Source organism: Duganella sp. GW822-FHT06D06 (genome assembly GCF_058799615.1).
The window spans coordinates 41,434-53,652 of the sequence record NZ_JBXALQ010000027.1 but is presented as its reverse complement, the minus strand read 5'-3'; the positions used below and the strand labels follow the sequence as shown (position 1 = coordinate 53,652).

At 63.1% G+C, this 12,219-nt stretch carries 12 protein-coding genes; 4 read left to right on the top strand and 8 right to left on the bottom strand.

All coding sequences use genetic code 11. The features are described from left to right. Positions 1 to 71: 71 nt before the first annotated feature. The gene (gene sodB / locus AC1RMD_RS29790) at positions 72 to 650 is read right to left on the bottom strand and encodes a superoxide dismutase [Fe] (RefSeq protein ID WP_492932231.1); all 579 of its coding nucleotides are present in this window, start codon (positions 648 to 650) and stop codon (positions 72 to 74) included. A 125-nt stretch (positions 651 to 775) separates the two neighbouring features. Then, the gene (locus AC1RMD_RS29785) at positions 776 to 1,756 is read right to left on the bottom strand and encodes a LacI family DNA-binding transcriptional regulator (protein ID WP_492932239.1); all 981 of its coding nucleotides are present in this window, start codon (positions 1,754 to 1,756) and stop codon (positions 776 to 778) included. Between the two features lie 233 nt (positions 1,757 to 1,989). Here AC1RMD_RS29785 and AC1RMD_RS29780 point away from each other — a divergent pair, with 233 nt between their 5' ends. After that, positions 1,990 to 2,982, top strand: coding sequence for a glucokinase (locus AC1RMD_RS29780; RefSeq protein ID WP_492932229.1), 993 nt, complete (start codon positions 1,990 to 1,992; stop codon positions 2,980 to 2,982). Here the strand turns inward: AC1RMD_RS29780 and AC1RMD_RS29775 are convergent, their stop codons facing one another. Then, a complete protein-coding gene (locus AC1RMD_RS29775; protein WP_492932227.1) occupies positions 2,983 to 3,849 on the bottom strand; it encodes an AraC family transcriptional regulator in 867 nt (288 codons plus the stop codon). Between the two features lie 262 nt (positions 3,850 to 4,111). On the opposite strand from AC1RMD_RS29775, the gene AC1RMD_RS29770 reads away from it, so the two are divergent. From AC1RMD_RS29770 to AC1RMD_RS29760, 3 genes are all read left to right on the top strand, one after another. Beyond that, positions 4,112 to 5,338 (top strand): RICIN domain-containing protein, encoded by a 1,227-nt coding sequence (locus AC1RMD_RS29770; RefSeq protein ID WP_492932225.1) that lies wholly within the window; start codon positions 4,112 to 4,114, stop codon positions 5,336 to 5,338. A 108-nt stretch (positions 5,339 to 5,446) separates the two neighbouring features. After that, complete coding sequence (locus AC1RMD_RS29765) at positions 5,447 to 8,116, top strand: TonB-dependent receptor (protein WP_492932237.1); 2,670 nt, start codon at positions 5,447 to 5,449, stop codon at positions 8,114 to 8,116. A 93-nt stretch (positions 8,117 to 8,209) separates the two neighbouring features. Then, positions 8,210 to 10,393: a glycoside hydrolase family 3 C-terminal domain-containing protein gene (locus tag AC1RMD_RS29760; RefSeq protein ID WP_492932235.1), complete on the top strand. Its 2,184-nt coding sequence runs from the start codon at positions 8,210 to 8,212 to the stop codon at positions 10,391 to 10,393. Positions 10,394 to 10,432: 39 nt separating this feature from the next. Here the strand turns inward: AC1RMD_RS29760 and AC1RMD_RS29755 are convergent, their stop codons facing one another. The 5 genes from AC1RMD_RS29755 to AC1RMD_RS29735 form a co-directional block, all read right to left on the bottom strand. Beyond that, positions 10,433 to 10,660, bottom strand: coding sequence for a DUF6429 family protein (locus AC1RMD_RS29755; protein WP_492932223.1), 228 nt, complete (start codon positions 10,658 to 10,660; stop codon positions 10,433 to 10,435). Between the two features lie 3 nt (positions 10,661 to 10,663). Then, on the bottom strand, positions 10,664 to 10,921 hold the full coding sequence (locus tag AC1RMD_RS29750; protein WP_492932221.1) for an addiction module protein: 258 nt from the start codon (positions 10,919 to 10,921) through the stop codon (positions 10,664 to 10,666). Between the two features lie 103 nt (positions 10,922 to 11,024). Continuing rightward, complete coding sequence (locus AC1RMD_RS29745; RefSeq protein WP_492932219.1) at positions 11,025 to 11,477, bottom strand: DUF7832 domain-containing protein; 453 nt, start codon at positions 11,475 to 11,477, stop codon at positions 11,025 to 11,027. A 120-nt stretch (positions 11,478 to 11,597) separates the two neighbouring features. Continuing rightward, the gene (locus tag AC1RMD_RS29740) at positions 11,598 to 11,897 is read right to left on the bottom strand and encodes an addiction module antidote protein (protein WP_492932218.1); all 300 of its coding nucleotides are present in this window, start codon (positions 11,895 to 11,897) and stop codon (positions 11,598 to 11,600) included. Further along, on the bottom strand, positions 11,897 to 12,196 hold the full coding sequence (locus AC1RMD_RS29735) for a type II toxin-antitoxin system RelE/ParE family toxin (RefSeq protein ID WP_492932216.1): 300 nt from the start codon (positions 12,194 to 12,196) through the stop codon (positions 11,897 to 11,899). Before AC1RMD_RS29735 ends, AC1RMD_RS29740 begins: the two co-directional genes overlap by 1 nt. Positions 12,197 to 12,219: the final 23 nt, after the last annotated feature.

The window sequence follows — 12,219 nt, the reverse complement described above, 5'->3', positions numbered from 1 at the left end:
GAGACAGACTGACCGTTACGGCAGAGCTCGTGTCCGAATGTCAGACCTGACCCCGGGTTAGTTCAGCTAGCTCAGGCGAAGTTCGCGGCTGCGAAGTCCCAGTTGGCCAGCTTGAAGAAGGTCTCTACATACTTGGGACGGACGTTGCGGTAGTCGATGTAGTAGGCGTGCTCCCACAGGTCGCAGGTCAGCAGCGCTTTGGCGTCGGTGGTCAGCGGGGTGGCGGCGTTGGAGGTGTTGACGATGTCCAGCGTACCGTCGGCTTTTTTCACCAGCCAGGTCCAGCTCGAACCGAAGTTGCCTACGCACGACTTGGTGAACTCTTCCTTGAACTTGTCGAACGAACCCCACTTGGCGTTGATCGCATCGGCCAGCGCGCCGTCCGGTGCGCCTTTGCCGGTCGGGGTCAGGCCGTTCCAGTAGAAGGTGTGGTTCCATACCTGGGCGGAGTTGTTGAAGATGCCGCCGGACGATTTCTTGACGATCTCTTCCAGGGACAGGTTCTCGAACTCGGTACCCTTGATCAGGTTGTTCAGGTTGGTCACATACGTTTGATGATGCTTGCCGTAGTGGTATTCCAGCGTTTCTTGCGAGATGTGCGGCGCCAGGGCGTCGATTGCATACGGCAGTGGTGGCAGGGTATGTTCCATTGTTCTTCCTTTTGTTGGTTTGACGATGTTAAAAGATCGAGGTGATTCTTGCCGAAACGTCCGTCATTGTAAAGCGGTTGGGGCTTCGCTGCAGAAAACACCAGTTTTCTGTGTGGCTACTTCGGTCAGCGCACGCGCCGCGTGGTTTCGCGCACGATCAGCTCCAGCGGCGGCACTTCGCCCCGTGCCTCCTCGCCGTTGATGATGCGCAGCAGCGCCTGGGTGGCGATGCGGCCGATGTCATACAAGGGCTGGCGTATAGTCGTCAGAGGCGGCGTGGTATATGAGGATCCGGGCAAATCGTCGAAGCCGACCAGCGAGATGTCGTCCGGCACGCGGATGCCCTTGCGGTACAGCGCCAGCCGCGCGCCATACGCGCTCAGGTCGTTGGCGGCGAAGACCGCGGTAAATTGCTGGTGCGTGTCGAACAGGCGGTTCATCGCCAGCATGCCGCTGGACTCGTGGTAGTTGCCTTCGACGATAAGGTTGGCGTCCAGCTCGATGTTGGCTTCGCCCAGCGCGCGGGTGTAGCCGGCCAGGCGCTCGGCGGCGTCGATGTTGTTGGCCGGGCCGGAGATGAAGGCGATCCTGCGGTGGCCCAGTTCGATCAGGTGGTGGACCGCCAGGTAGGCGCCCGATTCGTTGTCCAGCTTGAAGCCCAGCGCGCTGCGGGTGTGCAGCGCGCGGCCGGTGGAGACGATCGGGCGCTGGCTGGAAAAGCCCAGCACGGCCTGGTCCGACATGCGGCCCGACAGCAGGATGATGCCGTCGACTTTGCGCGCCAGCAGCAGGCGCATGCGGTCCGCTTCCTCTTCCGCGTTCCAGTGGCCGCTGACGATCACCGAGGCGTAGCCGGTGCCCTTCAAGCCGTCGTCGACGCCGCGCAGCGTTTCGTCGAAGAAGGGGGAAGAGATGTCCTGCACCACGATGCCGATGGTCATCGAGCGGCCTTTTTTCAAGCCCTGCGCCATCTGGTTGGGCGCGAACTTCATCTTGTCGATGGCGGCCAGCACGGCCAGGCGCTTGTCGTCCGACACCTTGGCGGTGCCGTTGAGGATGCGCGACACGGTGCTGGGCGATACTCCCGCCTGGCGTGCAACATCCATCAGGGTCGATGGTCCGGAGGAGTGGGGGGTGTCTGCCAAGGAGTGTCCTGTTCTTTTCTGAAAACCTTTTCGCCGGAAGATTACCATAAATTTTGCGGCTTTCCGCCAAATCCACCCTGGATCCCGCATTGACTTTCATGCGCGTACGGTATTTAATGAAAACGGCGCTTGAAAACGTTTTCATAAGCAGTGTGGCATATAATCAAGCCGCCGGAAAAAACAAGGATGAGACCATGAAACGCGACGCTTTTTCGCACCTCGCAAACGGCCCGCGCCTGCTGGCCGACATCGGCGGCACCAGCGCCAGCTTCGGCCTGGAGACGGCCCCCAACCGGATCGAGGCGATCTGGGTGACCGATTGCGCGGCCTATCCGACCCTGGGCGCGGCGCTGGTGGCCTATCTGTCGCAGACAGCCACGGTGGCGGCGGGCGGCTACCAGGCGCGCTTCGCCGGCATCGCCATCGCCAATCCCATCGACGGCGACTGGGTGACGATGACCAACCATCACTGGTCGTTCTCGATCGAGGCGGTGTGTTCGCAATTCAGTTTGAAATCGCTGGTGGTGGTGAACGACTTCACCGCGCTGGCCAGCGCCTTGCCCTACCTGGCGCCGGACCACAAGCGCCAGATCGGCGGCGGCGTGGCGCGCGCCGGCGCCACCATCGGCCTGGTGGGCGCGGATGCGGGACTGGGCGTGTCCGGCCTGGTGCCGGCCGGCGACCGCTGGATCGCCATCGACAGCGAGGGAGGCCACAGCACCTTCGCGCCGATGAACGAGCGCGAGATCGACATCCTGCGCTACGCGCGCCGCTATCACGAGCATGTGTCGAGCGAGCGGCTGGTGTCGGGCATCGGCATCGCGCTGGTGTACCGCGCGCTGGCCGAGCGCGCCCGCATCGAGCCGCAGGACCTGAACACCGCGCAGATCATGGAGCGCGGCCTGCATCGCCTGTGCCCCGTGTGCGAGGAGACGCTGGACGCCTTCTGCGACATGCTCGGCACCGTGGCCGGCAACGTCGCGCTGACCCTCGGCGCCAAGGGCGGCATCTACATCGGCGGCCGCATCGTGCCGCAGATGAGCGAGTTCTTCGAACGCTCCGGCTTCCGCGCGCGCTTCGAGCAGAAGGGCCGCTTCTCGGACTACCTGTCGCACATCCCCACCTTCGTCATCACCGAACAGTATCCCACCCTGATCGGCATGTCGGCCATGTTGTCGGCCGGCTGATCATAAATCCATCTGCGGCTCCAGCGGCAGGCATAGCTCGCAATCCTGCGCCTCCACGCAGGCGTCGAGCCGATCCGGCTCGTAACGTTCAAAGCAGGGCCGGGCGGCGGCCTTGTAGCGGCCATACAGCACGCCGTCGCGCAGCAGCCGGTGCCAGGCGTCCTTGCTCAACACCCTCGGGCCGATAAACCGCAGCACCGCATGCGCGCCGCCGGCGATGGTCTTGATCGGCATGCCGGCCGGCGCCACGAAGCCGTCGGGCAGTTCCACGCACACGTCGTAGCGGCACTTTTCCGGCGCCGTGATGTCGGGATCGTCCAGCCCCATGCCGTAGCGGGGCGAGGGCGGCAGCGCATGCTGGCGGCACCAGGCGTCGAGCTGCGACCATTGCGCCGCGCTGTCCTCGTCGTAGGGGCCGAAGTGGCGCGTGTAGGCCACGCGCGCGGTCGGCAGGCGGACGATGCGCACCGGCCCGTTCTGGCCGGCCACCGGACCCTGGCTGCTGGCGGCGGCCATGTCGCGCCGCTGATCGCGCCAGCGCGACGGCGATAGGCCGAAGTACTGGCGGAAGGCGCGGGCGAAGCCGTCGGCGGTGTCGAAGCCGCAATTCTGCGCGACCGCGGCGATCGAATCGGACGAATACAGCAGTTGCGAGGCCCCGGTCTCCAGCCGGCGCCGGCGCACGTAGGCGTGCGGCGCCTCGGCGCTCCACTGCTGGAAGCGGCGCAGGAAATGGTAGCGCGACAAATGGGCCAGCGCGGCCAGGCAGTCGAGATTCAGGTTCTGGCCCAGATGCCCATCGATGTAGTCCAGGACCTGATTGAGCCTGTACTCCAGCGGCCGGGACGTGGGGGATGGCATATGCATAAACTTGTACCGTCCTGCTAGTTGATAAATGGCAAATGCTGCTAATATATAAAGACGAGTGAAACGTTTCCATCATAGTCATCTCTTTCTTGCAAGACCAGCACCGTTACATGTGCTGTGGTTGAAAAGACACTCCCCACGCTGCGCAACTTTGAACGGGTGGAAGGCTGGCAATCTGACTATGCTTTATCCGTATGCAATGTTGTTGCTTGGCATTGCAGACAGGGAGATCTCTTACAAAAATATTATGGAGACTAAGCAAATGACCTTCACCACGTTATCCAAATTGACGCTCGCGGCAGCCATCACGCTCGCCTACAGCGCACCCGGCATGGCCGCATCCAGCTGCGAGCGTTACGCCTCGTATCCGGTGCTGGGCGAAACCTACACCGTCATCACCAACTTCTGGAACGACAAGGCCAGCGGTTCCCAGTGCATCAACGTCAACCCCGACACCGGCGAATGGAGCTTGAGCAGCGCGCCGTCGTCGCCGGACAGCACGCCGGCTTCCTATCCGGCCATCTTCAAGGGCTGCCACTGGGGCTCGTGCACCAAGGACAGCGGCCTGCCGCTGCAAGCGAAGGCGCTGACCTACGCGCCGACCCGCTGGCGCATCGCGCCCGGCGCGGCCGGCAACTGGGACGTGGCCTACGACATCTGGTTCTCGTCCGGCCCCACCGCGCCGGCCAGCGGCCAGCCGGACGGCGCCGAGATCATGATCTGGATTAACCACAACGGCCCGGCGCAACCGGCCGGCAGCAAGACCGGCAACGTCAACCTCAACGGTATGAACTGGGACGTGTGGGTCGATTGGAAAAATCCGGGCGGCTGGCCGGGCTGGAACATCATTTCCTACGTCGCCACCTCGCCGGTGAACGAAGTCAACTTCGACCTGGTGCCGTTCTTCCGCGACTCGGTCGGGCGTAACGTGGTCAACAACAACTGGTACCTGCTCGATGTCGAGGCCGGCACCGAGATCTGGCGCAACGGCGCCGGCTTCACCAGCAGCGCCTTCGACGTGCAGTTCCACACCGACCCGGTCAAGGGCATCGACCCGGGCAAGTGGTACAGCGTGGTCAACAAGAACAGCGGCTCCTGCGTCGACGACGCCGGCTACTCGACCAGCAACGGCGCGGCGGTCCAGCAATGGGCTTGCGACAGCCGCGGCGCCGCCAACCAGCAGTGGCAGTTCACGCCCACCGACAGCGGCAACTACCGCGTCAGCACCCAGCAGGCGCCGGCGCTGGCGTGGGACGTGGCCGGCTGGGGCACGGCCAACGGTTCGCCGGTGCAGCTGTGGACCTACGGCGGCGGCAGCAACCAGCAATGGCAGGCGGTCGACCAGGGCGACGGCTATTACAAATTCGTCGGCCGCGCCAGCGGCAAGTGCCTGGACGTGCCGGCCGCCTCCACCTCCAACGGCGTGCAACTGCAAGTATGGGATTGCAACGGCACACCGGCCCAGTCGTTCAAGCTGATCGCCCAATAAGGACCAGCCAGCAACAAGTTCATCGCTTCGCCCGCCGCGAAGTTGCCGGCCTCGACACAGGGGCCGGCTTTTTTACACCATAAAAGCAGGAGACATATTTTGCATTCGATGACCAAGAAAACGTTGATGAGCCTGGCGATCGCCGGCGCCTTCGGCCTGGGGACGCAGCACGCTTATGCCGCAACGGAGGACGGCGCCGAGGGCGCGCCCAAAGTCGCCGGCAACGCCGCCGACAAGGACGGCATTCCGGAGGTGACGGTATCGGCCACCCGCTACGCCACCTCGCTGTTGAAGACCCCGCTGGCGGTCACCGCCTTCACCCAGGACAAGCTGACCCGCCAGGGCATCACCACGCTCAAGGGCATTTCCGGCGAGCTGCCCAATGTGCAGATGAGCGAGGGTAACGATTCGGCGGTGCAGATCACCATCCGCGGCATCAGCGCCACCAACTTCACCGAGATCGGCGATCCCTCGGCCGGCCTGCACGTGGCGGGCCTGTACTCGCCGCGTCCGCAGGGCGCGCAGGCGCTGATGTTCGACCTGGAGCAGGTGGAAGTGCTGCGCGGTCCGCAGGGCACGCTGTTCGGCCGCAACTCCACCGCCGGCAGCATCAACATCATTCCGGCCAAGCCGGAATTCGGCAGCACCTACGGCAGCAGTTCCTACGAGATGGGCAGCCTGCACATGCGCCAGCTCAACATGATCCAGAACATCGCCGTCAACGACAAGCTGGCCCTGCGCGCCACTTTCATGAAGGTCAAGAAGGACAGCCGCCTGAACCAGTTGCAGGACTTCAGCGGCTACGCCGACAAAGGCTTCGGCGCGGTGTTTCCGGCAGGTACGCCGCTGGTGGACCAGCGCTACAACACCAAGGTCGACGCGGCCAACGCCTACAACAACCAGGACGAATGGGCCGGCCGGCTGGCCGCGCGCATGAAGTTCGGGCGCGATGTCGAATGGCTGCTGACGGCGGAAAAATTCCAGAACAACGGCGCCGGCTACGTCAACCTGCGCGATTGCGACCAGGCCGCCGGCACCCGCTACGCCTGCACGCGCGGCCAGTGGGATGTGCTGATCAACGTGCCGGGCAAGACCGACATGACGATCAACACCGTGCGCTCGCAAGCCACCTGGAACGTCAACGCCAACACCACGCTGGACTACGGCTTCGCCTGGGCCGACCAGCAGCGCAGCCAAGTGCACGACGACGACAACGGCTTCCATCCGCTGCCGTTCCAGATTGAAGCGAGCCTGCCGCTGTCGTCGGGCGGCAACTGGGGCACCTGGCCGGTCAAGGACAGCGCCACCCGCACCCATGACTCGCGCTACAAGTCCACCGTCAACGAGCTGCAACTGAAGCAGACCTTCGGCCCGCTCAAATACGTCGCCGGCCTGTTCTGGATGCACGAGAAAAACCAGATCAACTTCTCGCAGGAGAACCTGGTCTACGGCCCGTACGGCGCGCCGATCTCGCAGTACTACGCCCAGCCCGACCGTGAGATCGACGCCAAGGCCGCCTTCGCGCAGGCCGACTGGACCTTCGCGCCGAGCTGGACCGGCACCGCCGGCGCCCGCTACAGCCGCGACAGCAAATCCGACCAGGGCGGCCTGAACTACGGCGGCGGCAGCTGGGGCGGCGGCTTCCCGAACGCCTACTACCTCGGCCTGATCAATCCCGGCGTGCCCGGTTCGCCCGGCTGGCGTCCGCACAACGGCAACGACCTGACCACGGCGATGGGCCCGAACAACGGCCCGCAAGCCTTGCTCGGCTTCGGCGATCCGACCCCGAACGACCACGCAGACAGCTGGCGCAAACTCACCTGGCGCCTGGGCTTGAGCAAGCAGATCAACGCGCAGGAGATGGCCTACGGTTCGATTTCGACAGGCTACAAGTCCGGCGGCTTCGGCGACAAGCACGATTTGTGCGGCGGCATGGTGTGCGTGAGCGGGCCGACCCCCAACATCACGTACACGCCGTACGGCCCGGAGACGGTCATCAACTTCGAGCTGGGCTACAAGGGCAAGCTGTTGCAGAACCGTTTGGGCCTGTCGGTGGTGGCGTTCTTCCAGCGCTACAAGGACATGCAGATCACCGGCGACAACTTCTTCGCCCAGGTGATACCGAAGAGCCCGTGTACCTCCGATCCGGCGTGCGACATCCAGCACGGCTGGCAGACCGTCAACGTGGCCAAGGTCAACATCCCCGGCGTGGAAGTCGAATGGGACTACAAGCCGTGGGCCGGCGCCAAGCTGGGCGGCTTCGCCAGCTACATCAAGCCGACCATCCACGACTACGATTCCTACAACGACGGCTATCTGTGCAACGAGCGCATCGAGTTCAAGTCGGCCTCGCAATGCCCGGCGATGTACAGCGGACCGGAAGCGCGCCTGCGCGGCCGCCGCGCCCGCAACCTCGAAGGCCACACACTGCCGAACGCGCCGAAATACACCTTCGGCCTGAACCTGTCGCAGGACTTCAATCTCGACAGCGGCCACAAGCTGGTGGCCTGGGGCGGTATGCGCTACCAGAGCAAGATATACTTTGACCTGCTCAACTTCGACGACCCGCATATCGGCCTGTCGCAGAAGGGCTACGCCAAGGGCGACGTCTCGCTCAAGCTGATCAGCCCGGACGACAAGTGGAACCTGGAAGGCTATGTGCGCAACGTCAGCGATACCTGGGCTAAAACCTGGGGCGGTTCGGCGACCGGCGGCCAGATGCAGGCCGGCTACATAGAACCGCGCACGGTCGGCGTGCGGCTCGGCATCAACTACTAAACGCGGAGCGCCACGGCGTCGGTGGACGCCGTGGTTTTGCACCGACCACAAGGAGACACTTTGAAATCTGTTTTGAATCTTCGTTTGCTGGCGATGGCGCTGGCGCTTGCCGGCGCGCTGCCGGCCTACGCCGCCGATACCGTTCCGACCAACCGTCCCTGGCTGGACGCCAAGCTGGGCGCCGACCAGCGCGCGACGCTGGCGCTGCAAGCGATGACGCAGCAGGAAAAACTGGGCTGGGTGATGGGCTGGTTCGGCAACGACTTCGCCGACAAGAAACGCAATCCGGCCGCGCTGCCTTTATCGGCGGGCTATATCGCCGGCGTGCCGCGCCTCGGCCTGCCGGCCCTGTTCGAGACCGACGCCGGCCTGGGCGTCGCCAGCCAGGCCGGCAAGACGCCGCGCGAACGCACCTCGCTGCCATCCGGCCTGGCCACCGCCGCCACCTGGGACCGCAAGCTGGCCTACAGCGGCGGCGCGATGATAGGCGCCGAGGCGCGCGCCTCCGGCTTCAACGTCATGCTGGCCGGCGGCGTGAACCTGCTGCGCGAGCCGCGCAATGGCCGCAATTTCGAGTACGCCGGCGAGGATCCGCTGCTGGCCAGCACCATGGTGGCGCAGCAGATCAAAGGCATCCAATCCAATCACGTGATCGCGACGATGAAGCACTTCGCCGTCAACGACCAGGAGACCGGCCGCTTCATCCTCGACAGCCGTATCGACGACGCCAGCAACCGCATGTCGGACCTGCTGGCCTTCCAGCTGGTGCTGGAGCAGGCCGATCCCGGTTCCGTGATGTGCGCCTACAATCGCCTGAACGGCGCGTATGCCTGCGAGAGCGACTACCTGCTCAACCAGGTGCTGAAGAAGGACTGGGGCTTCAAGGGTTACGTCATGTCCGATTGGGGCGCGGTGCACAGCACCGTGGCTGCGGCCAACAACGGCCTCGATCAGCAATCGGCCTGGGAGTTCGACAAGAGCCGCTACTTCGGCAACGCGCTGGAGGAAGCGGTCGCCAACGGCCATGTGCCGCAGGCGCGCCTGGACAATATGGTATTCCGCATCCTGCGCACCATGTTTGACAAGGGCGTGGTCGATCATCCGGTGGCGGAGGGCGGGGCGATCGACTTCGCCGCGCATGCGCTGGTCAGCCGCAGCGACGCCGAGGACGGCATGGTGCTGCTGAAGAACGCCGGTAGCGTGCTGCCGTTGAAGGCCGGGGCGAAGAAGATCGTCGTCATCGGCGCGCATGCGGATGTGGGCGTGCTGGCCGGCGGCGGATCGTCGCTGGTGTATCCGGCCGGCGGCAGCGCCGTCACCGGCATCGCGCCGACCACTTGGCCGGGTCCGGTGGTCTACCATCCGTCGTCGCCGCTGAAGGCGATCCAGGCGCGCGCGCCGGGCGCCAAGGTGGTCTACCTGGATGGCCTGGATGCCGCAGCCGCCGCCCGCGCAGCGGCCGACGCCGATGTGGTGCTGGTGTTCGCGCAGCAGTGGATTGGGGAGGCGCTCGATGCGGTCTCGCTGTCGCTGCCGGATAACCAGGACGCGCTGATCGCCGCCGTCGCCAAGGCCAATCCGAAGACGGTGGTGGTGCTGGAGACTTCCGGTCCGGTGCTGATGCCGTGGCTGGACCAGAGCGCCGCCGTGCTGCAAGCGTGGTACGCCGGCACCAGCGGCGGCGAGGCCATCGCCCGCGTGCTGTTTGGCGAAGTCAATCCGTCGGGCCGCTTGCCGGCGACCTATCCGGCGTCGGCGTCGCAGCTGCCACGGCCGGTGCTGGACGGCGATCCGAAGGACGAGAAAACCCGCTTCGCCGTCACCTATCACGAAGGCGCGGCGGTCGGCTACAAGTGGTTCGACCTGAAGGGCTTGAAGCCCTTGTTCCCGTTCGGTCATGGCTTGTCGTACACGCAGTTCGCGTATTCCGGCCTGGCCGCCAGCCAGAAGGACGGCAAGCTGCAACTGCGTTTCAAGGTGACCAACACCGGTGCGGTCAAAGGCAAGGACGTGCCGCAGCTGTACGTGGCGCCGCAGGGTGTGAAGTGGGAAGCGCCGAAACGCCTGGCCGGCTGGGACAAGGTGGAACTGGCGCCGGGCGAAAGCAGGGAAGTCAGCGTGACAGTCGATCCGCGCCTGCTTGCGACCTACGACAGCCGCAGCAAGAGCTGGCGCGTGGCCAAGGGCAGCTACAAGGTGCTGCTGGCGCGCAGCGCAGCCGATGCCGGCGCGGCCAGCATCAATGTCGAACTGGAGGCTCGCACGCTCAAGCCGTAAGAGTTGTCCGTGCGGATTGATGTGCTCCGTCGGCGCACATCAATCCGCCCCAAAAAGCTGTTCCAGTAAGCGGCTGGATTCCGTCATGCCACGCTCAGTAAGTACGACAGACTTCGCTTTTCCGACCGGATCCGAAATTAGCCCTTGCGCATGAAGGCGACTCATCGCGTCCCAATCAAAGGTCTTCCAAACCCGGTCGCCGTCGTGAAGCCCAAGTTGCAGCAGCGCTAGTATGGCGTCGTCGATTTTTTGGGGATCAAGATTCATGATTCATCTCCTTGCGGCTGCCGCAGAGGTAACCAGTTCGAGGATTCGCGCTTTGACAAAAATATCTTCCCCCGCGACGCTCTGTACTTCTCCACTGTCGTATGCAGCCAAGCGTCGCTCAATCTCAATAGCCCAAGCCGCCTCCACCTCGTTGGTAGGTGACTCGTGGAGCGATTCAAGCAAGAGGTCAACGAGGCGCGAACGATCGTCGGTCGATAGCGCTATGCCGCGCTGCGCGAGTTCTTTCACTTTGTCATTCATGATAATCTCCCCGGAGCTAGCACCAACAGTCTATACCGTTTTCAAACTGTGCGGCTGGTCGCCAGCGGATTGACAAGAGCTCGCACGAGCGTCAGGTTAGGTATCACCATACCTTCCACCATGGTTTTGCTTTGAACTGTTTCTTGGTCAAGATACCGCTCGCGAGACGCGCATCAAGGATGGCCGCGAACTTTCCAAAGTCATGCTCTGATTCTGGAGCAACGTACATTTTTTCCCCAAACGCTGCCGCATAGTCTCCCAGAAAAAGCCCGTCGTCGCCGTAGTAGCGCTCCGCGAACGCGTTCCCGCCGTTGTTCAACATGTCGTCAATGAGCTTTCCGTCGCAGTACTTAAAGAAAAACTCAGTCGCCGGCATAACACCGGAAATCACAGCCGCTACCGCTTCTGGTTCCTCGTCCAGGTGAAGCTTGCCGGCCCATCCTTTGATGAAGCACCATTTCAGGAAAAGTGCGATGTGGGTGCCGCCGTGTTCCTCCGGTTGGTGCTCCGGGAAGTCGCCGCCGGAGTGCCAACTTGCGTCGTCGTATTTTGCCATGTTGGCCTTAGTATCTAACGTTTTGCTGAGCTGCAGCCAAAGGCGGTCCGCTGGAGTGTGGGGTTGGGCGATTGACCAGGTCAGCTTGAGCGTGTCTTGTCGATAAATCGGAGCGCGGTATCATGCAGGGTGTGCGGAAAACTTAACGCCGAGCGCACGAGCGACCTTGAGAATGGTTTCGAGACGTGGCTTTGCGCCAGGCGCCAGCGCCTTGTAAAGGCTTTCCCGTCCGAGCCCCGCATCCTTGGCAACTTGTGCCATACCCTTTGCTCGTGCGACGTCACTGAGCGCAAGAAGAAAAAGTTCCGTATCTTCGGTGTCAAGGACCGCAGTCATGTATTCGGCAATTGCCTCGTCATCCGTGAGGTAACGAGCCGCATCGAATGGAAGCAGCTTTGTTTTGGCCTTAGAAGTATTCATTATTCAAGCTCCAGCTGATGCAAGATTTTTTGAGCCCGTTTGACATCTCTTGCCTGAGTTGATTTGTCTCCGCCTGCCAGCATGACGATGAGGACATTCTGGCGTTTAGTGAAATACAAACGGTAGCCTGGGCCAAAGGCGATACGCATCTCTGACAATTCGCTTCCGACAGGCTTCCAATCACCAAGATTTCCGGCTTCGGCCAATCGTAGCCGAGCGACGATGCGTAACTGCGCCTTCTTGTCCTTGAGACCGTCGAGCCAGTCTTGGAATTCTTGTGTTTGCCTTACGGTGAACATACTCTGATTGTATCCAAGTAGAT